This window comes from Rahnella sp. R3(2024), assembly GCF_042920125.1.
GTDB lineage: Bacteria > Pseudomonadota > Gammaproteobacteria > Enterobacterales > Enterobacteriaceae > Rahnella > Rahnella rivi.
Genome location: NZ_JBHGBU010000001.1, coordinates 1,782,171 through 1,802,121, shown reverse-complemented (window position 1 = coordinate 1,802,121; position 19,951 = coordinate 1,782,171). Strand labels below are relative to the sequence as shown.

The window sequence follows — 19,951 nt, the reverse complement described above, 5'->3', positions numbered from 1 at the left end:
CATGTTTAAACGTACTTTAGTGGCCTTAACTGCGCTGCTATCCCTGACTGCTGTGTCGCCAGTTTTTGCTGCCGGTGAAACTCACGTAATGCTGACGACTTCAGCAGGGAATATCGAACTGGAACTCGACAGTGCGAAAGCACCGGTTTCTGTGAAGAATTTTGTTGATTACGCCCAGAGCGGTTTCTATAACAACACCGTATTCCATCGCGTAATCCCAGGTTTTATGGTGCAGGGCGGCGGCTTCTCCGCGGACATGCAGCAGAAAGCCACCAAAGCACCTATCAAGAACGAAGCGGATAACGGCCTGCGTAACCTGCGCGGCACCGTCGCGATGGCGCGTACCGCCGATAAAGACAGCGCCACCAGCCAGTTCTTCATCAACGTGGCAGACAACGCCTTCCTCGATCACGGCCAGCGTGATTTCGGTTACGCCGTTTTCGGTAAAGTCGTCAAAGGGATGGATATTGTAGACAAGATGTCTCAGGTCAAAACCGACAACGTCGGCCCGTACCAGAACGTCCCGACAACGCCTATCGTGATCTTGTCTGCGAAAGTGCTGCCATAAGCTTTATTTCCGACCCTTTTGTTCCTTTCTATAAAGCCTCCGGATCCGGGGGCTTTTTCATGTCCATTTCTTGACGCCCATCCCGCTGACGAATAGGTTTTAATAAACGCCCCGCGCCCACGTCAAGGATAATGAAATGAGTGAAGCCCGTCTGATTGCGAAAGCCATGAGTGAAGGTCAACCGGTACAGGATCTGATGATCCTGCCTGCGCTGGCGAACCGGCATGGCCTGATTACCGGCGCGACCGGCACCGGTAAAACCGTCACGCTGCAACGCATGGCCGAACAGTTTTCGCGCATCGGCATTCCGGTTTTTCTGGCCGATGTGAAAGGGGATCTATCAGGGATTGGCGCCGCAGGTGTGCCGTCGGAAAAACTCACCGCGCGGCTGAATAACATCGGCGTGACCGACTGGCAGCCGCAGGCGTGCAGCATTATTCCATGGGATATTTTTGGCGAAAAAGGCCATCCGATCCGTGCCACGGTTTCAGATCTCGGCCCGCTGTTGCTGGCGCGTTTGTTGGATCTTAATGAGGTGCAGAGCGGCGTATTGCAGCTGGTGTTTAAGATTGCCGACGACAACGGCCTTTTGCTGCTCGACATGAAAGATTTGCGTGCCATGGTGCAGTTCGCCGGCGAGAACGCGAAACAGTTCCAGACGCAGTACGGCAACATCTCCACAGCGTCCATCGGGGCTATCCAGCGCGGGCTGCTGACGCTGGAAGGTCAGGGCGCCAACCAGTTCTTCGGCGAGCCGATGCTGGAGATCAATGACCTGATGAAAACCGATAAAAACGGCCACGGTGTGATCAATCTGCTGGCGGCGGATAAGCTGATTAATCAGCCGAAACTCTACTCGGTTTTTCTGTTGTGGCTGCTGGCCGAGCTGTTCGAACATCTGCCTGAAGTGGGCGATCCGGAACAGCCGAAGCTGGTGTTTTTCTTTGATGAAGCGCATCTGCTGTTCAATGACGCGCCGCAGGCATTGCTGACCAAAATCGAGCAGGTGGTGCGTCTGATCCGCTCGAAAGGCGTCGGGATTTACTTCGTCACGCAGAATCCGCTGGATATTCCAGACAGCGTGCTCGGGCAGCTCGGCAACCGTGTGCAGCATGCCCTGCGCGCCTTTACGCCGCGTGACCAGAAAGCGGTGAAGGCGGCGGCACAAACGCTGCGCGCCAATCCGGCATTTGATGCTGAAACGGCAATTACCGAACTGGGCGTGGGCGAAGCGCTGGTGTCATTCCTGGATGAAAAAGGGCGTCCTGAGGTGGTGCAGCGGGCGATGGTGATCGCGCCGGAATCTAAAATGGGCATGCTGGGCGATGACGAACGCAATAAAGCCATCAATCAGTCGCCGCTGTATGGCCGCTACGAAGACAGCATTGACCGGGAATCCGCTTACGAAAAAATCACCGCACAGGGCTTTGGCACGGTCGCCACGCCGCAATCAACCGCCTCCGCCAAACCTTCGGCGGAAGGTGCTTCCGGCGGCGGACTGATGGGAGGCCTGAATGATTTGCTGTTCGGCAGCACCGGCCCGCGCGGTGGCAAACGCGACGGCGTGGTGCAGGTGGCGGCGAAAAGTATTGCGCGCGACCTGGGGCGTCAGATTTTACGCGGAGTGCTCGGCTCCATTATGGGTGGCCGTAAAAAGTAACGCTCTTCACTTAACAGGAGAAGCTGAATCGCGTCAGCTTCTCCTGTTCAATTCCCGCCTGACCTCGCATTTTTGAGTGCAACATTCCCTTCGTGACATCTCAATGTGTCGTTCAATGCACGTTACTGTGGCTGTTTTTGATGAAAAACCCGGCGAAGTGAAGGCTGTCACGTTTTTCACCTGACGGGCTTTGTAGGCTGAATTGCTTTTGGGCTAAATCAATTCAGCAAAAAGGAGTGAATGTGAAAAAATTACTCGTAACCGGGATCGTGATGGGGCTTTTTTCGTGGCAGGCTGCTGCACAAACTATCGTGCTGACGGATGCTGAAGCCGGTACGGAACTGGGAAACTGGAAGACTGACAGCAAAAAGCTGAATCTTGCCGGCGCGGATTTCAGCATCGCACAAAAAGTACTGCATGGCGGCAAACAGGAAGGCTCCAAAGTCATCACTATCACCAGTAAAGGGCTGACAATCGCCCTCAGCCCGACGCGCGGGATGGATTTACTGCACGTCACCGGCGATAACATTCGTTTAGGCTGGGATTCGCCGGTTCAGGAAGTGGTGAACCCGGCGTATATCAATCTGGAAAGCCGCAACGGTGTGGGTTGGCTGGAAGGTTTCAACGAAATGATGGTGCGCTGCGGCTTTGAATGGACCGGCCATCCGGTGACTGCCGACGGTATGATTTACACCTTGCATGGCCGCGCAGGCAATACGCCCGCGTCGAAGGTAGAGATTGAGATTGCCGACAAAGCGCCGTTTGAAATCACCGTACGCGGCCTGCTGAAAGAGAACACGTTTAAGAAAGCCAGGCTCGAAACCTGGACAGAGTTGCGTTACGTGCCGGGCAGCCAGTCCTGGACTATCCATGACACGCTGACCAACGCCTCTGACTATCCGCACGATTATCAGATCATCTATCACAGCAACTTTGGTCAGCCGATCCTTGAACAGGGTGCCCGCTTTATCGCGCCGCTGAAGTCCATTTCACCGTTCAATGACTACGCCAAAAAAGGGCTGACCGACTGGCAAACCTACGCCGGGCCGACCAAAGGCTTCGACGAAATGGTGTTTAACATGGTGCCGCTGGCGGATGCACAGGGCAAAACCGTGGCCGGGGTGGTCAACAAAGCGGGTGATAAAGGCGCCTCGATTGAGTTCAACACCCATCAGTTGCCACTGCTGACGCTGTGGAAAAACACCGACACGTTGAAACAAGGTTACGTCACCGGCATCGAACCGGGCACCAATTACGCCTATCCGGTGACCATCGAACGTAAGCAAGGCCGCGTTAAACAGTTGCAGCCGGGTCAGAGCACGGTGTTTGAGCTGAAATACTCACTGCTGCCGGATGCCAAAGCCGTTCAGCAGCTTGAGCAACGGGTGAAAACGTTGCAGGGCGAACAGAAAACGGAGATCAGCGATCAACCGATCGCCGTTGAATAATCTGAGTTTAGGGCGCCGCACGTGGCGCCCTTTTTTCTCTGTCTATACTTAACTCCACAAGGTATGCGCCCTAATGGCTGTGCCAGGGAGGAAACGATGGCGAAGAAAACCACGCTCAGACAGCAGGAAAAACTCTTTCGGGAACGGCAGCGGCAAAACTTTCAGGCCAGCAGCGCGCTGGATGGCCTGCAGGTTGAGGTTGTCACGTTAGATAACGACCAGATTGCACAGCGTCTGGCCGAGCTGAGGGGGCACTATGAACGATAAACTGGTGGCCGGTGCCGACCCTTACTACTATCGCGGCATTAACGTATTGAAAAACAGGCTGGAAATCCGCGAGGCACACCGCCTGCGGGAAGCCGAGCTGGCCTTCACGGCGTTGCGGGCGGCAGTGATGCCTCTCGGCCCCTCGGTCATGGGGCTGCCGCACCTGTGCGCCATCCATCTGTCTCTGTTTCAGGATATCTATCCGTGGGCGGGCGAGTTCCGCGAAATCGATATCTATAAAGACGACACCCAGTTTTGCCATTTCGGCTATATCGAAAAGGAAGGCAATGCCCTGATGCAGGAACTGGAAGACGAAGAGTTTCTCGTCGGCCTGCCACTTGATCAGTTTGCCGAACGGCTGGCGCATTACTACACCGGACTGAACTTGCTGCATCCTTTCCGCGACGGCAACGGGCGCGCACTGAGGATTTTCACCGAGCAGCTGGTTATCCATGCCGGTTATGACATTCAGTGGGCGAATGTTGGAAGGGAGCGGTGGATAGAGGCCAACAAAACTGCCGTGTTTGGCGATGAATCTGATCTGGTGGCGATTTTCAGCACCGTGATCAGCGAAATAGCCGACGACCACTGACTTTCTGCCGGTAAAACATTCCCAGAAAGTGCTGAAGCCTGCACGGAAAAATGCGTAGAATTGCCCGGTAAATTTTCGACTTTACCGGGAACACTATGCTGCTGCTGATCGACAACTACGACTCCTTCACTTACAACCTCTATCAGTATTTTTGCGAGCTGGGCGCAGAGGTGAAAGTGATGCGTAACGATCAGCTGACCCTCGTCGACATTGAGCAACTCTCGCCGTCGCATCTGGTGATTTCCCCCGGCCCCTGCACGCCCGATCAGGCCGGGATTTCCCTGAAAGCCATTACGCATTTCTCGACGCGCTTACCGGTGCTTGGCGTATGCCTTGGGCATCAGGCGATGGCACAGGCGTTCGGTGCGAACATCGTGCGCGCCCGTCAGGCGATTCACGGCAAAACGTCGCCCATCCGCCACACCGGCAACAGCGTGTTTAGCGGGCTGAATAACCCGCTGACCGTCACGCGTTATCACTCTCTGGTGATTGCCCCCGACACGTTGCCAGACTGTTTTGACGTCACCGCGTGGACAGAACGTGAAGGCGCCCGCGACGAAATCATGGGCATCATGCACAAAACCCTTCCGCTGCATGGCGTTCAGTTCCATCCGGAAAGCATTCTGAGCGAACAGGGGCACCAGCTTCTGAATAATTTCCTTAAAATATAATCAGTTAATTCTGCCGAAAAAATTACTTACCCATCAGGTGCGATTACCGTTTGCCTGTTTGTGATTTTTTATGCATATTTTGTGATTATATTTTCATGTTAACGGCAGTAAGGGAAAGGGTTATGGCAGAAAAATCAGCGGTAGACCGGAGCACGTTCGACAAAGTGATTTTGCCGATTTATTCACCTGCTAAATTTATTCCGGTGAAGGGTAAAGGCAGCCGCGTGTGGGATCAGCAGGGCAAAGAGTATGTTGATTTCGCCGGGGGGATTGCCGTGACGGCGCTCGGGCATTGCCATCCTGCACTGGTGAAAGCATTACACGAGCAGGGCGAAACGCTGTGGCACGTGAGCAATGTGTTCACCAACGAACCCGCGTTGCGACTGGCTCAGAAGCTGATCGACGCCACCTTTGCTGACCGCGTATTTTTCGCCAACTCCGGCGCGGAAGCCAACGAAGCGGCCTTTAAACTGGCGCGCTACTACGCCTCGCACCGTCACAGCCCGTACAAAAGTAAGATCATCGCTTTCCATAACGCCTTCCATGGCCGCACGCTGTTCACCGTGTCTGTGGGCGGTCAGCCAAAATACTCCGACGGCTTTGGCCCGAAACCGGCTGATATCGTCCACGTGCCGTTTAACGATCTGGACGCGGTCAAAGCGGTCATCGACGATCACACCTGCGCCATTGTGGTTGAGCCGGTGCAAGGCGAGGGCGGAGTGACGCCTGCCACCCAGGAATTCCTGCAAGGTCTGCGCGAGTTGTGCGACAAACATCAGGCGCTGCTGGTGCTGGACGAAGTACAAAGCGGCATGGGCCGCAGCGGCAAACTCTTCAGCTACATGCATTACGGTGTGACGCCGGACATTCTGACCACCGCCAAAGCGCTGGGCGGCGGCTTCCCGGTTTCAGCGATGCTGGCAACCGAAGACGTGGCCTCCGTGATGGAGCCGGGCAAACACGGCACCACTTACGGCGGTAACCCGCTGGCCTGTGCCGTGGCTGAAGCGGCTCTGGATATCATCAACACCCCGGAAGTGCTGGCGGGTATCGACGAGCGTCGCGAGAAATTCATCAGCGCGCTGGAGGCCATCAACCAGAAATATCACATCTTCAAAGAATTCCGTGGTCAGGGATTACTGATTGGAGCCGAGCTGTCGGATGCCTTCAAAAACCGCGCGGGCGAGTTCCACGCCGCCGCCGCTGAATTCGGCCTCATGATGCTGGTGGCCGGACCGAACGTAATGCGGTTTGCGCCATCGCTGGTTATCGACTTCGCGGATATTGAAGAAGGGATGCAGCGGTTTGAGAAAGCGGTGGGGAAAGTTTGCGGGGGGTGAGCCCTGCTACACCGCTGGTTAACACCGAAATGTACTCAGTCGGTTTTAACCAGCGGCGAGTGCGTGGCCTCCGCACCCGAGAAATCGAAATAGCGCCGGTCAGTTTTAAAAGACCGGCTGGCTGCAAGACAGTAAAAACCGGAATTTGAAAGGGCATTCCCCTTCACGCCTTGCGCGTCAGCCAGATCCCATGATGCGGCCTCTGCTTCCACGCCAGTGACGAAATCGTATGCATCACGCTGAGATGCGAAATTACGCGTCGCAGGTGGCGTTCCATCTCGGTCAGCGGCATATCCGGGTGTAGTTCAGGCGCATTGAACAGATTGTTCTCGCTGCCCGGCCCGTCGTAGAGCAAACGTTGCTGACAGCTTTGCAGCGCGATTTCGCAGGTTTGTAAATACTCCGTCGCCAGTTTTTCCGGCAGCATGTAATGCTCGCGGGCGAGAATGGTCATCGCGTTAATATGCTCGACCACAAACTGGCTGTGCGTTACCCACAAACGCATATCCGTCAGATAATGCGAGTTAAACCCCGGTTCCTGCATCGCCTGATTCAGCGAGGTAAACAGCTTGTTGTGGGCCTGATTGACCTGCATTCGGGCGTACGCCAGTTTGACGGTATCCGGATTATCCTGCAGTAACAACCGGATCGCTTCCTGATCGGCTTCCAGCGCCTGATGGGCATTTTGTCGCAGCAATCCGCTCTGCCACTGAGGCCACAGCCAGATCGTACCGCCGAAGGCGAGGGCGCAGCCGATCAGAGTATCGATAAGCCGGGGCACCAGAAAATGCACGCCATTCATCGCCAGAAGCTGGAGCGTATACACCGCCGTCACCGTCATACCCACCATCGCCAGCCCGTAGTTTTTCCGCAACACCGTGTACGATATCAGCGTAATCAGCAGCATACACAGCAGCGTGACGCCCTCGGGCAGCTCCAGTTTCAGCAGGGCAGCGGCGATCAGCAATCCCGCCAGCGTGCCGAGCGCACGGTGCTGAATGCGCACGCGGGTGGCGTTATAACCGTTCTGACTGACCAGCATGATGGTCAGCAAAATCCAGTAAGGTTTCGGCAGATTGAAGAACAACCCGAGGCTGCTGCCTAACGCCAGAATAATGCCGAGACGTGCGGCATTGCGCAGGGCAATGGATTTAAAGGACAAATAGCTTTTCAGTGCGGGCCAGAAAGGCAGGCGTGGCTGAGTATTCATCAGATCGCGCCGGTACAATGGCCTCTGGGTACGCAGCAGGCGTGCGATGCGGCTGAAATGGTAATAACAGAACTGGCCGACCGGATTATCCGGATTGCGTGCGGCAATTTTCTCCAGCGCCGCCAGTTCGTTCGCCATGGTAAAACGCCCGGAAAGACGGTGGTAAAGAATGTCGTCAGCAATCACCCGCAGACGGGCTGAAATCACCTGAGCATTACGGCGGATCACCGCTTCCGCATGGCTCTCTTCCACCAGCTTTTGCACTTCTTCCGGCTGATGCAGGCTGACGGTAATGTGCTCCTGCAAATCCAGCGCCACCTGAAAACGCTGAAACAGCCGCTTGTAGTGATGATGATGTCCGTGCTGCGGCAGCATGTGCAGCTGCTGATAAAGCAGGGCGATAAGATCGATGACCTGTTGCTGGCGCTTGAGCAGCGGCGGCAATGCGGTTTCAGGGTCGGTATGCTGTGTCAGCAGGCTGTATTTAGCTTCGAAATAATCCGCCAGTTGCAAATACAGCTGACTGAGGGTTTCGCGCATCGGTTGTTCTTTTGATATGCGAAACCACGCCCAGTTAAACAGGCCGTACCAGGCGGTGCCTGCGGCAAACAGCGCGGGTGCCTGCCACATCGGCCTGACGCCCACCATGCTCAGGGTAAAGATGGTCGCCACCAAGGCACCGGGCAACAGACGCGCATGGAGCGGGCTGATTTCGCCGGTGACGCCCAGTAATAATGCCAGCGACAGCATGATCAGCGGCAGCGGGAGGTGCCACCCGGTCAGCATCACTTGCAGCAGAATGCTGCCCAGCGCAAACAGAGCACCACCAATAATGAGACGTTTGAAAAAGCGTTTGTGGGGAGTATCAAGACCGGCGACGTTACAGCAGGCAGGGCAGAGGGAAAACAACAGGCCCATTTGCAGATTCCCAAACAGCCAGCAGAGGCCGACCGGCAGACATAACACCAGCGTCTGACGCAGTGCATAGTTCACTTCGGGATGATAAAACAGCCTTCGCCATAGCGTCATGGATGAAGCTTAGCCCATAAAAAAGGCGCGACAGTAAGCTGTCGCGCCTTTTTTTGAGGGATTAACGTGTGCCGTAAACGACAATCGTTTTACCGTGTGCGGAGATCAGGCTCTGATCTTCCAGCATCTTGAGAATACGGCCGACGGTTTCACGGGAGCAACCGACGATCTGACCGATTTCCTGGCGGGTAATTTTAATCTGCATCCCGTCCGGGTGGGTCATGGCATCTGGCTGTTTGGCCAGATTCAATAAGGTCTGAGCGATACGGCCCGTTACGTCGAGGAAAGCAAGGTTACCGACTTTCTCTGACGTCATTTGCAGACGGTTTGCCATCTGCGCGGAGAGGCGCATCAAAATGTCCGGGTTAACCTGAATCAGCTGGCGGAATTTTTTATAAGAAATTTCAGCCACTTCGCAGGCAGTTTTAGCACGTACCCAGGCACTGCGTTCCTGACCTTCTTCGAAGAGTCCCAGCTCGCCGATGAAGTCACCTTGGTTAAGGTAGGAAAGTATCATCTCTTTGCCTTCTTCATCTTTAATCAGGACGGCAACCGACCCTTTCACGATGTAGTACAGCGTTTCGGCTTTTTCACCCTGGTGAATCAGCGTACTTTTAGAAGGATACTTATGTATATGACAGTGAGACAGGAACCATTCAAGTGTCGGGTCTGTTTGTGGCTTGCCGAGAACCATTTGCTATTATCCTCTGTTATTATCGCTGCCCAAAATCACAGGGCTCAGAGTTCCCTGTACGGCGTCTGAATATTAATGCGCCCTATCAGCATGTAACTCACCAGAAATGCTGCAAGCGGATGTCGGAGTGAAACAGCCTGTTAATTGCTGTTATCACCTTGGGTTCTGTTCTTAAACCGCGAAAACCGTCACCGCAATTTACTGGAAAGTATGTTTCGGCTTTGTTTGTAACACAGGTTTGCAATGCTGTCTTGTGTTGTCTCGCTTCAGCATGATGGCGATCGGGTTACGTTGCCAGTTTTTAGGTGAAAGGGTACTCTGGGGTGAAAATTTGATGAATAAGAACGCCAGGAGATAAGCAAATGCACGCACGCGTAAAATGGGTGGAAGGTCTGACGTTTTTAGGTGAATCCGCGTCGGGTCATCAGGTTTTAATGGACGGGAATGCCGGTGATAAAGCACCGAGCCCGATGGAAATGTTGCTGATGTCAGCGGGCGGCTGTAGCGCGATCGACGTGGTGTCGATATTGCAAAAAGGCCGCAGCGATGTCCGTGACTGTGAAGTGAAACTGACGTCAGAACGTCGCGAAGAAGCACCGCGTTTGTTCACACACATCAATCTGCACTTCATCGTCACCGGTAAGGACCTGACTGATAAGGTTGTGGAGCGCGCCGTCAGCCTGTCAGCTGAGAAATATTGTTCCGTTTCTCTGATGCTGGGCAAAGCCGCCTCGATCACCCACAGTTTTGAAGTGGTTAACGTCGAATAAGTCACGACCAGTCATACGTCTGGCACTGATGACGCAGTAAATCCAAAAATCGCCGCGCGGCAAACGTCAGCGGCGATTTTTGCGAATAAAGTACGCAGTATTCCGCCTGTGGCAGGGTGTCGATATTGAGCAGACACAGCTTATCCTGCAATCCAAAAGGCGCCCGCATCGCCCGCGCAACAATGGTCAGGTAATCTGACTGCAACACCATATTTAGCCCGCACACTACCGAATCCGTTCGCACCGGCGTTTCTGCGAACGGCGGATGCAATCCGCCCATCGAAAGCTGCAATTGCGGGTAATACCCCATGTCCGTTTCCGGCAGTACCCAGCGCGCCTCATGCAGTTCCTCAAGCGAGGTGGCGTGTGCCAGCGGATGACCGCGCCGCGCGATGATGCCAAACGGTGCGTTAAACAGCGGTTCGCGCACCAGATCCTCCAGCGGAAAGCCCGGCCCGACGGTGCCGACGGCAAAATCCAGCCGGCCTTCGCGCAGCGCCGGTAACAGCACCGAAAGCTGACCTTCTTTGATCAGCAATTTCGACTGCGGAAACTGGGTTTTGAACCCCTCATTCAGTGCCGGAAAAACCGTCAGCGCCAGCAGTGAAGAAAAACCTATCGCCACCGACCCCTGCGAATACTGATTAATTTGCTGAATTTCTTCTGCTGCGCGTTCCAGTTCTTCAAGGATGAACTGCATCCGCTGGGCAAATGCGCGTCCAGTTTCGGTCAGCGCCATGCCCTGATTGCCGCGCACAATCAGCTGCGTATCGAGGGTGTGTTCCAGTTCCCGCAACGTTCTGCTGACCGCCGGTTGTGACTGATTCATCGCCCGCGCCGCACCGCGAATACTGCCGCTGCGGATAACCTGCTGGAAAACCTTCAGTTGCTGTAATTTCGGCAAATAGCGCATCCCGATCCCTATCAGTAAAAAGCATCACCCGCCCAAAAATTGCATCTTATGGCCGCACTGTAAAGCTGATAGCGTCAGGGTTGTTAAAATAATGCGTTGTTATTCAGTTGATTACGTGACGTATGTCGCATTTTATCTTTCGCCCGACAGTGAGAACTTCTGACGTGGTGATAACAAAAAGGGATATCCGCTATGAAAAGTCGTTCCCTGATGATTTTCCTGCTGTTCGTGGGCTATGTCGTGGTGTATATCGACAAAACGGTGATGGGCTTTGCGCTGTTGCCGATAGAGCGCGAATTTACTCTTCAGCCGCAGCAACTGGGCTACATCACCGGGATGTTCTTCCTCGCCTATTCGCTGTTTCAAATTCCCGCCGGCTGGCTGAATGACCGGTTTGGCTATAAAAAAGTGCTGGCGATATCGTTGTTTCTTCTCGGGGGCTTCGCCTTATGTTTCGGCGCACTGGGCTTTGGTCTGGGGCTGCTGGTGACGTTTCGCTTTCTTTCAGGCATCGGCCATTCTGGTTACCCCTGTTCCTGCGCAAAAGCCGTGGTGTCCAACTTCGCCCTCGAACAACGTACCTTCGCCCAGTCCATTCTGCTCTCCTCCGCCGGGCTGGCGATGACCGCCGGGCCGCTCATCGCCGTCCGTGCACTCGATACCCTCGGCTGGCGCGGATCGTTCTCGATTCTCGGTCTGCTGGCCTTTGCCATTGCGGCTGCGATTGTCCTGCTGGTGCCTGATCCGCCGAAAGTGCAGGCCCGTACAGGGGTGAAAACCGGATATCATGAGTTGCTGAAGAATCCGATTGTTTTACTGCTGTTCGTCTCGATTTTCTGCATCAACATTCCTTCTTATGGCCTGATGGCGTGGCTGCCGAAGTATCTGGTGCAGCAGCGGGGCATGTCGCTCGACGTCTCCGGGATGGTGGTTGCCACCGGCGGGCTGGGGATCTGGATTTCGTCGCTGGCGACAGGCTGGCTGGTCGGGCGTTATATGCAGGGCAACGAGCCGAAAGTGATTTTCTGCTGCACCTTGCTCAGTGCCGTGTGCATCTGGCTGGTGTACACCTCAACGTCGGCGGTGACCGCCGGTTTATGTCTGTTCCTCGGCTACGTTTTCCTGATGGCGTCATTTGTTACGGTCTTTACGCTGCCGATGAAACGCCTGCCCGCTGAGGTGATGGGGGCGGCGATGGGGCTGATTAACACTGGCGGAACACTCGGCGGATTTGTGGCACCGATAGCGATGGGATATCTGATCAGCGTCAGTCACGGATATCTCTCGACGTTTGTTTTTCTGGCGCTGGCGATGGTGGTTGCCGGTCTGGCGATCCTGCCGCTGGCGATGAAACCGCGCGCAACGCTGCGTGATGCGGCTTAACTGAGGAGAAGTGTGATGACTTTTAATTTCGAGGCGATGCTGGCTGATGTCCGGGCGGACGTGCTGCGCTGGCGCAGACATCTTCATGCTCATCCTGAGCTGTCATTTCAGGAGCATAACACGGCGGATTATATCGCCCGTCAGCTGGAAGATTTTGGCGGCCTGACCCTGACGCGGCTGACGCCCAACAGCGTGGTGGCCGATTTACAGGGCGCACATCCGGGGCCGAAATATGCGCTGCGCGCGGACATTGATGCCTTACCGATTCAGGAAGAAAACGACGAACCCTTCTGCTCGACGGTGCCCGGCGTGATGCACGCCTGCGGCCATGATGCCCATACTGCGATGCTGCTGGGTGCGGCGAAAGTGCTGACGCAATGCCAGCCTGCGCTGCACGGCTCGGTGAGGTTTATCTTTCAGCATGCGGAAGAGCTTCCACCGGGCGGCGCGCAGGAACTGGTGGATTTAGGTGTGCTGGACGGCGTTGAGAAAATCTTCGGCCTGCATGTGATGCCAAACTCCCCGACCGGCGAAGTAGGGCTGAAAGAGGGCGTGTTCTGCGCTTCTACGGATAATTTCGACATCACCATTACCGGCAAAGGCGGTCATGGTTCGATGCCACATCTGTGCGTGGATCCTGTAGTGATTGGCGCTGAAGTGGTGACGGCGCTGCAAAACGTGGTGGCCCGCCGTATCGACCCGCTTCAGGTGCCGGTGCTGACCATCGCCACCTTCCAGACGGGCGAAAGTTATAATGTGATCCCGGAGCGGGTAAAACTCGCCGGTACGCTGCGCACCCATCACAGCACGGTACGCGAGCAGGTGCCGCAATTGATGGAGCAGATTATTTCGGGGATTACCGCCGCGCACGGCGCGCAGTATGAACTGCGCTGGACGCGTGGTTACGTCAACGGAGATAACCATCCTGACGCCTGTGCGATTGCGCGTCAGGTGATTGCCAAAACGGTAGGCACACAGGCGCTGCGTGAAATCAGCCAGCCGCTGTTTGGTGGCGAAGATTTCTCTTCCTATCAGCAAAAAGTGCCCGGCTGTTTCCTCTTTATCGGCAGCGGTAACGAGAAGATCGGCGCGACGTATGGCGTGCATAATCCGCGTTTTCGCCTCGACGAAGAGGCGATGCAGATTGGCGTAAAACTGCATGTTGGCTTCATTCAGCATTTACTGATGAACGACGCCTGAGCCCGCTTACTCGATTTTCTTACCTTCCATCAGGCGCTGCACCAGCGGCGCCATAATCAGCTCCATTGCCAGCCCCATTTTGCCACCCGGCACCACCAGCGTTTTAATCTGAGAGATAAACGAGCCCTGGATCATCGCCAGCAGGTAAGGGAAATCAATGTCATCCAGCCCCTGGAAGTGGATCACCACAAAACTTTCATCCAGTGAAGGGATGGCTTTTGCGGCAAACGGGTTGGAGGTGTCGATGGTCGGCACACGCTGAAAGTTAATGTGGGTGCGGGAAAATTGCGGGGTGATGTAGTTGATGTAGTCATCCATCGAGCGCACGACCGAATCCATCACCGCCTCACGGGAATGCCCGCGCTCGCCGGTATCGCGCACCAGTTTCTGGATCCACTCAAGGTTGACGATAGGCACCACGCCGACCAGCAAATCAACCTGCGCGGCGACGTCAATTTTGTCAGCCACCACACCGCCGTGCAGACCTTCATAAAATAAAATGTCCGTCGGTTCCGGCAGCGCCTGCCACGGCGTAAAGGTGCCCGGCACCTGATTGTAGGGAACAGCTTCGTCATAAGTATGCAGATATTTACGGGAGCGCCCGGTGCCGGTATTACCGTATTCAATGAAGCTTTTTTCCAGTAAGCCGAAGTCATTGGCTTCCGGCCCGAAATAGCTGATATGACGCCCGAGATCGCGCGCCTTGCGGATGGCGGCGTCCATTTCAGGGCGGGTGAAATGATGGAAACTGTCGCCTTCGAGCTCAGCCGCGCGCAGGCCAAGTTGTTGGAAAATCTTACGAAACGCCACGCTGGTGGTGGTGGTGCCCGCACCGCTCGAACCGGTGACTGCAATAACAGGGTGTTTGGCTGACATATTGCGCTGTTCTCCGTAAAGGTGATGCTGGCAGGCGCGACGCGGCCCTTTCTGTGATCGAAGACCTGGCGTCATCGCTGCGCATAATTACGCCTATTGTTACCATATTTATTCGTGAAGTGACAGGCGACGACCGGTTATTTCAGCCGCCCGCAACCGGCATTTTTTCCCTGATTTCTCAGGTCGTCTTTATCCATCAAATGCCCGATAACGACGGCAAAATCATCATTTTTACGATACGGTCCGCGCGCCGTTGGCAGGTTTCGAACAGCCGCTGGCAGCCCTGGCGGCGAAGCCTGAGGTGTGTCCTCAGCAGTGAAAATCCGGTCTGTATGATCGTTGTGAAAAAGAGGGCAGTTCAGGAAGAAAGCAGGGAAAGGAATAAAAAACCCCCGGTGCAGGCCGGGGATTTCTGAACAAGCGGGATGCGGAAAACTACTTTTTTACCGTCTTCAACGCTGCGACGCAGCGGTCGACCACGCCGTCAAATTTATGGTCAATATTGACGCGTAAGACATCCGGTTCGTCTTCGCCCGGCTCTTCGAGCGCGTCGAACTGGCTTCTCAGTAAATCAGTCGGCATGAAGTGTCCGGCGCGGGCTTTCAGGCGGTCGGCGATCACGTCGAAACTGCCTTTCATGTAGATGAATACCATCCCTTCGTTGTCTTTACGCAGCGCGTCGCGATAGCGGCGTTTCAGGGCGGAACAGACAATCACGCCCGTTTCATTTTTATGGCGCAGGCTGTAGGCGGCGTCATTTAAGCGTAATAACCACGGCGCACGATCGTCGTCGTTCAGTGGCGTGCCGCTGGCCATTTTTTGAATGTTGGCGCGGGGATGAAGATCATCACCGTCGATGAATTTCGCGTTGATTTCACGGGCCAGTGCCGCGCCGACGGTGGATTTACCGCTGCCTGACACGCCCATCAGAATGATGCTTTGTCCTGCCATAAGTATGATCTCTATCCCAAAATGAAAATTTTGACTGCGTAGTGAGTCCTAATATTAGCATGTTACCGGTATCATGATACCGGTAACAAATGGAGATGTGACTAATATCACAAAGGAATGCACTGCTGTTTTAGCGGTCGCGGTCTGTACCCGTTGCACTGTTAATTCCTACAACATGTTGAAAATTAAAATCAATGCGTCGCTCGTTGGGTTTCTGCGCCAGAGCGACAGCATGAGGGGAAGAATATGCCACTAGTTATTGTAGCGGTGGGCGTCGCACTGCTGTTGTTACTGATGATCCGCTTTAAGCTCAACGGCTTCATCGCACTGATTCTGGTCGCGCTGGCTGTGGGTATCATGCAAGGCATGCCGGTCGATAAAGTCATCACCTCCATTAAAAACGGGGTGGGCGGCACGCTCGGCAGTCTGGCGCTGATCATGGGCTTTGGTGCCATGCTCGGTAAAATGCTGGCCGACTGCGGGGGCGCACAACGGATTGCCACCACGCTTATCGAAAAATTTGGCCGTGAACACATTCAGTGGGCGATCGTACTGACCGGTTTTATCGTCGGTTTTGCGTTGTTCTATGAAGTGGGCTTCGTTCTGATGTTGCCACTGGTCTTCACCGTGGCGGCAGCGGCGCGTCTGCCACTGCTGTACGTCGGTGTGCCGATGGCGGCAGCGTTGTCAGTGACCCACGGTTTCCTGCCTCCGCACCCGGGGCCGACGGCTATCGCGACTATCTTCCACGCCGATATGGGGAAAACGCTGTTGTACGGTTCACTGCTGGCCGTGCCGACGGTGATTCTGGCCGGACCGGTGTACGCCCGCTTCCTGAAAGGCATCGACAAACCTGTGCCGGAAGGCCTCTTCAACCCGAAAACGTTTACTGAAGAAGAAATGCCGAGCTTCGGCGTCAGCGTCGCGACTTCTCTGGTGCCGGTGATTTTGATGGCGTTTCGCGCAGTTTGCGAAATGATTTTGCCGAAAGGGCATCCGGTGCTGGCTTACGCAGAGTTCTTCGGTGATCCGGTAATGGCGACGCTGATTGCTGTGCTGATCGCAATCTTCACCTTCGGCCTGAATCGTGGTCGCAAGATGGAAGATGTGATGGAAACGGTCAGCGATTCCATCAAAATCATTGCGATGATGCTGTTGATTATCGGCGGTGGCGGGGCGTTCAAACAGGTGCTGGTCGACAGTGGTATCGAGAAATATATCGCTGCGATGATGGATGGTAGCACGCTGTCACCTATCCTGCTGGCCTGGTCAATTGCAGCGGTTCTGCGTATTGCGCTCGGGTCTGCCACGGTGGCAGCAATCACGGCTGGCGGTATCGCCGCACCGCTCATCGCTACCACCGGCGTTAGCCCGGAACTGATGGTTATTGCCGTCGGTTCCGGCAGCGTGATTTTCTCGCACGTTAACGATCCGGGTTTCTGGCTGTTCAAGGAGTATTTCAACCTGAGCATCGTCGAAACCTTCAAATCCTGGTCCGTGCTGGAAACCATCATTTCCCTGTGCGGCCTGGGCGGATGTTTGCTGCTCTCGATGGTGGTGTAACGGTAAAAACCGTCATAAAAAAGGCGAGCCAGCGGGCTCGCCTTTTTTGTTTGTGATGAGAAAAACCTCGCGTTGAACTCTTACCCTGTGAGAGTATTATCCCGCCATCTTGAGTCAGGGAATGAGTCATATGGAATATCTGGAGTTTATTGAAACCCCAACGTTTAGCCGTACATGCAAAGAACTCCTGACTGAGGAGGAATATCGCCTGTTTCAGGAATACCTTACACATTATCCTGATGCAGGGGCGTTAATTGTCGGTACGGGGGGATGCAGAAAAATCCGCTGGGGTAATCAGGGGCGCGGGAAGCGTGCGGGTGTGCGGGCGATTTATTATTATCTATGCGCTGATGGTCAGATTTTCATGCTGCTGGTGTATCCGAAGAGTGAGAAGGACTCCCTCACGGAAAACGAGAAATCGATGTTGAAAAGCATTGTACAAAGTCTGTCGTGACACAGGAGATAGACCATGAAGAGTGAATTGTTTGAAGAGTTAAGGCAATCCGCTGAAGAGATGGCTGCGATTCGCAGAGGCGAGATGGCACCTGCAAATATCACGCGTGTTGCGATGCCTGAAGTAAAACAAATTCGCACCAAAGCGGGTGTTAAACAGGATGAATTTGCGCGGTTGCTTGGCGTGTCTCCTTCACTGGTTCAGGCGTGGGAGCAACAAAAACGTTTGCCCAATGGCGCAGCACTTAAATTATTGAAAATGCTGGAACTGAACCCGCAAATTATCCAGACGCTTAAAACGATTTGACACAGATAACGAAAAGGCGAGCCAGTTGGCTCGCCTTTTTTGTTTCTTCTTTCCGTTAAATCTTCAAATACGCCCTGATGCCATCGAGGAACATCTGCGTGGAGAGCATGACCAGAATCAGGCCCATCAGGCGTTCAAGGGCGCTGACGCCTTTATCACCCAGCAGGCGCAGGAACAAATTCGACAGCAGGAGGATGGCCATTGACAGTCCCCATGCAATAAACAGGGCCAGTGTCAGGTGGCTCATCTGGTTCGGATACTGGTGTGAAAGCAGCATCAGCGTGGCAAGGATCGACGGACCGGCGACCAGCGGAATAGCCATCGGGACGAGGAAAGGTTCTTCACCGGCTGACAGGCCCGTGCTGCTTTTTTCTTCAGAAGGGAAAATCATTTTGATGGCGATCAGGAACAGAATGATACCGCCGGAAATCGACACGGTTTCAGTACGTAAATTCAGGAACGACAGGATTTTTTCCCCGGCGAACAGGAAAATCAGCATCAGCAGCAGGGCGATCAGCATTTCGCGGATGAGTACGACGCGGCGGCGTTTCGGGTCGAGATGTTTTAACACCGACATGAAAATCGGTAAATTGCCCAATGGATCCATAATCAGAAACAGCAAAATTGTTGCTGAAATCATTTCGGTCATGACTACCTCAGATGAAAGTTCGGCTTTTGAAAACGCCTGTTATAAGTTGTGCTGCTATTAAACGCTGCACTATTGATTAAATTCACTTGCCACTTCTGGTGCATTTTGTAAGGTGGTAGACCCGCGCGTTAACGGGGCAGAGTGCATGAAAACAGGCACTGTCTTAGTGCAAACGCGCGTTCAAGCCGTTTTAAGCAGTTATCACCCTCAGGGCAGGACAGATATTATGAAAAATGTAGGTTTCGTTGGCTGGCGCGGGATGGTCGGTTCTGTACTCATGCAACGCATGATTGAAGAACGCGATTTCGACGCTATCCGTCCGGTATTCTTTTCGACCTCTCAGCATGGCCAGGCCGCTCCAGACTTTACGGGCCAGAGTGGCACCTTACAGGATGCCTATGATCTGGATGCACTGAGCGCGCTGGACATTATCATCACCTGTCAGGGCGGCGATTATACCAATGAAATCTATCCTAAGCTGCGTGAAATCGGTTGGTCCGGCTACTGGATCGACGCAGCATCCTCTCTGAGAATGAAGGATGACGCGATAATCATCCTCGACCCGGTGAACAGCGCGGTGATCCACCAGGGTATCGACAAAGGCATCAAAACTTTTGTGGGCGGTAACTGTACCGTCAGCCTGATGCTGATGTCTCTCGGCGGCCTGTTTGCCAATGACCTGATTGAGTGGGCTTCGGTTGCCACTTATCAGGCGGCATCCGGCGGCGGTGCGCGCCACATGCGTGAACTGCTGACCCAAATGGGCATGCTGCACAACAGCGTGGCGAAAGAGCTGGAAAATCCGGCCTCTGCCATTCTGGATATCGAACGTAAAGTCACCGCGCTGACCCGCAGTGGCACGCTGCCAACCGATAACTTCGGTGTTCCGCTGGCGGGCGGTCTGATCCCGTGGATCGACAAACAGCTGGATAACGGCCAGACCAAAGAAGAGTGGAAAGGTCAGGCAGAAACCAACAAAATTCTCGGCACCTCAAGCATCATTCCGGTGGACGGCTTGTGTGTCCGTATCGGCGCGTTGCGCTGCCACAGCCAGGCATTCACGCTGAAGCTGAAAAAAGACGTGTCGATCCCTGAGATTGAGCAAATGCTGGCGACGCACAACGACTGGGTTCGCGTGATCCCAAATGACCGTGAACTGTCGATGCGTGAACTGACGCCTGCGGCGGTTACGGGCACCATGAACACCCCGGTTGGACGTCTGCGTAAACTGAATATGGGCCCGCAATACCTGTCTGCGTTTACCGTCGGCGACCAGTTGTTGTGGGGCGCGGCAGAGCCTTTACGCCGTATGCTGCGTATTTTGCTCTAACAGGCCTGTATGTTGAAAACTGTCTTGTTTTCATCTTTATGATTTACCCACGGGATGCCAGCACGGTGTCCCGTTTT

Annotated in this window: 21 protein-coding genes; 15 read left to right on the top strand and 6 right to left on the bottom strand. The window is 54.5% G+C overall.

The annotated features are described in order from the left end of the window. Nucleotide 1 precedes the first annotated feature (1 nt). The 7 genes from ppiA (at nt 2) to ABSH60_RS08200 (ending at nt 6,546) form a co-directional block, all read left to right on the top strand. Nucleotides 2-568: a peptidylprolyl isomerase A gene (gene ppiA, locus ABSH60_RS08230; protein ID WP_056775319.1), complete on the top strand. Its 567-nt coding sequence runs from the start codon at nt 2-4 to the stop codon at nt 566-568. A 136-nt stretch (nt 569-704) separates the two neighbouring features. Beyond that, nucleotides 705-2,228, top strand: coding sequence for a helicase HerA-like domain-containing protein (locus ABSH60_RS08225; protein WP_390973478.1), 1,524 nt, complete (start codon nt 705-707; stop codon nt 2,226-2,228). 242 nt (nt 2,229-2,470) lie between these two features. After that, complete coding sequence (locus ABSH60_RS08220; RefSeq protein WP_390973476.1) at nt 2,471-3,676, top strand: DUF4432 family protein; 1,206 nt, start codon at nt 2,471-2,473, stop codon at nt 3,674-3,676. A 96-nt stretch (nt 3,677-3,772) separates the two neighbouring features. Beyond that, a complete protein-coding gene (locus ABSH60_RS08215) occupies nt 3,773-3,943 on the top strand; it encodes a YhfG family protein (protein ID WP_072158094.1) in 171 nt (56 codons plus the stop codon). Continuing rightward, nucleotides 3,933-4,535: a putative adenosine monophosphate-protein transferase Fic gene (locus tag ABSH60_RS08210; RefSeq protein WP_122097311.1), complete on the top strand. Its 603-nt coding sequence runs from the start codon at nt 3,933-3,935 to the stop codon at nt 4,533-4,535. Before ABSH60_RS08215 ends, ABSH60_RS08210 begins: the two co-directional genes overlap by 11 nt. Nucleotides 4,536-4,630: 95 nt before the next feature. Beyond that, entirely contained in the window at nt 4,631-5,206 is a 576-nt protein-coding gene (locus tag ABSH60_RS08205) for an aminodeoxychorismate synthase component II (RefSeq protein ID WP_390973473.1), read from the top strand. A gap of 122 nt (nt 5,207-5,328) precedes the next feature. Further along, nucleotides 5,329-6,546 (top strand): aspartate aminotransferase family protein, encoded by a 1,218-nt coding sequence (locus ABSH60_RS08200; protein WP_056775301.1) that lies wholly within the window; start codon nt 5,329-5,331, stop codon nt 6,544-6,546. Nucleotides 6,547-6,709: 163 nt separating this feature from the next. Here ABSH60_RS08200 and ABSH60_RS08195 read toward each other — a convergent pair whose 3' ends face one another. Together ABSH60_RS08195 and crp are read right to left on the bottom strand one after the other, a co-directional pair. Further along, entirely contained in the window at nt 6,710-8,785 is a 2,076-nt protein-coding gene (locus ABSH60_RS08195; protein WP_390973471.1) for a YccS/YhfK family putative transporter, read from the bottom strand. Between the two features lie 61 nt (nt 8,786-8,846). Further along, on the bottom strand, nt 8,847-9,479 hold the full coding sequence (gene crp / locus ABSH60_RS08190; RefSeq protein ID WP_056775291.1) for a cAMP-activated global transcriptional regulator CRP: 633 nt from the start codon (nt 9,477-9,479) through the stop codon (nt 8,847-8,849). A gap of 362 nt (nt 9,480-9,841) precedes the next feature. Between crp and ABSH60_RS08185 the strand changes: the two genes are divergently transcribed. After that, entirely contained in the window at nt 9,842-10,249 is a 408-nt protein-coding gene (locus ABSH60_RS08185; RefSeq protein WP_122097314.1) for an OsmC family protein, read from the top strand. Nucleotide 10,250: 1 nt separating this feature from the next. On the opposite strand, the gene ABSH60_RS08180 is transcribed toward ABSH60_RS08185, so the two are convergent. Beyond that, nucleotides 10,251-11,162 (bottom strand): LysR substrate-binding domain-containing protein, encoded by a 912-nt coding sequence (locus tag ABSH60_RS08180; protein WP_390973468.1) that lies wholly within the window; start codon nt 11,160-11,162, stop codon nt 10,251-10,253. Nucleotides 11,163-11,354: 192 nt separating this feature from the next. Here ABSH60_RS08180 and ABSH60_RS08175 point away from each other — a divergent pair, with 192 nt between their 5' ends. Both ABSH60_RS08175 and ABSH60_RS08170 read left to right on the top strand, forming a co-directional pair. Then, complete coding sequence (locus ABSH60_RS08175; RefSeq protein ID WP_390973466.1) at nt 11,355-12,545, top strand: MFS transporter; 1,191 nt, start codon at nt 11,355-11,357, stop codon at nt 12,543-12,545. A gap of 15 nt (nt 12,546-12,560) precedes the next feature. Then, a complete protein-coding gene (locus tag ABSH60_RS08170) occupies nt 12,561-13,745 on the top strand; it encodes an amidohydrolase (protein WP_390973464.1) in 1,185 nt (394 codons plus the stop codon). A gap of 6 nt (nt 13,746-13,751) precedes the next feature. Here ABSH60_RS08170 and ABSH60_RS08165 read toward each other — a convergent pair whose 3' ends face one another. Then, entirely contained in the window at nt 13,752-14,621 is an 870-nt protein-coding gene (locus ABSH60_RS08165) for a phosphoribulokinase (RefSeq protein ID WP_056775274.1), read from the bottom strand. A 53-nt stretch (nt 14,622-14,674) separates the two neighbouring features. On the opposite strand from ABSH60_RS08165, the gene ABSH60_RS08160 reads away from it, so the two are divergent. Further along, nucleotides 14,675-15,037 carry a hypothetical protein gene (locus ABSH60_RS08160; protein WP_390973462.1) on the top strand — a complete coding sequence of 121 codons (363 nt, stop codon included), beginning with the start codon at nt 14,675-14,677 and terminating at the stop codon, nt 15,035-15,037. Nucleotides 15,038-15,056: 19 nt separating this feature from the next. Here ABSH60_RS08160 and ABSH60_RS08155 read toward each other — a convergent pair whose 3' ends face one another. Further along, nucleotides 15,057-15,572, bottom strand: a complete 516-nt coding sequence (locus ABSH60_RS08155) for a gluconokinase (RefSeq protein WP_056775267.1) — start codon at nt 15,570-15,572, stop codon at nt 15,057-15,059. 246 nt (nt 15,573-15,818) lie between these two features. On the opposite strand from ABSH60_RS08155, the gene gntT reads away from it, so the two are divergent. The 3 genes from gntT (at nt 15,819) to nadS (ending at nt 17,895) form a co-directional block, all read left to right on the top strand. Further along, nucleotides 15,819-17,135 carry a gluconate transporter gene (gntT, locus tag ABSH60_RS08150; RefSeq protein ID WP_056775264.1) on the top strand — a complete coding sequence of 439 codons (1,317 nt, stop codon included), beginning with the start codon at nt 15,819-15,821 and terminating at the stop codon, nt 17,133-17,135. A 130-nt stretch (nt 17,136-17,265) separates the two neighbouring features. Beyond that, complete coding sequence (locus tag ABSH60_RS08145; RefSeq protein ID WP_122097318.1) at nt 17,266-17,589, top strand: type II toxin-antitoxin system RelE/ParE family toxin; 324 nt, start codon at nt 17,266-17,268, stop codon at nt 17,587-17,589. Between the two features lie 15 nt (nt 17,590-17,604). Further along, nucleotides 17,605-17,895 (top strand): NadS family protein, encoded by a 291-nt coding sequence (gene nadS / locus ABSH60_RS08140; RefSeq protein WP_056775261.1) that lies wholly within the window; start codon nt 17,605-17,607, stop codon nt 17,893-17,895. Between the two features lie 55 nt (nt 17,896-17,950). Here the strand turns inward: nadS and ABSH60_RS08135 are convergent, their stop codons facing one another. Next, complete coding sequence (locus ABSH60_RS08135) at nt 17,951-18,544, bottom strand: YhgN family NAAT transporter (RefSeq protein ID WP_056775258.1); 594 nt, start codon at nt 18,542-18,544, stop codon at nt 17,951-17,953. A 226-nt stretch (nt 18,545-18,770) separates the two neighbouring features. Here ABSH60_RS08135 and asd point away from each other — a divergent pair, with 226 nt between their 5' ends. Further along, complete coding sequence (gene asd / locus ABSH60_RS08130) at nt 18,771-19,874, top strand: aspartate-semialdehyde dehydrogenase (RefSeq protein ID WP_056775255.1); 1,104 nt, start codon at nt 18,771-18,773, stop codon at nt 19,872-19,874. Nucleotides 19,875-19,951: the final 77 nt, after the last annotated feature.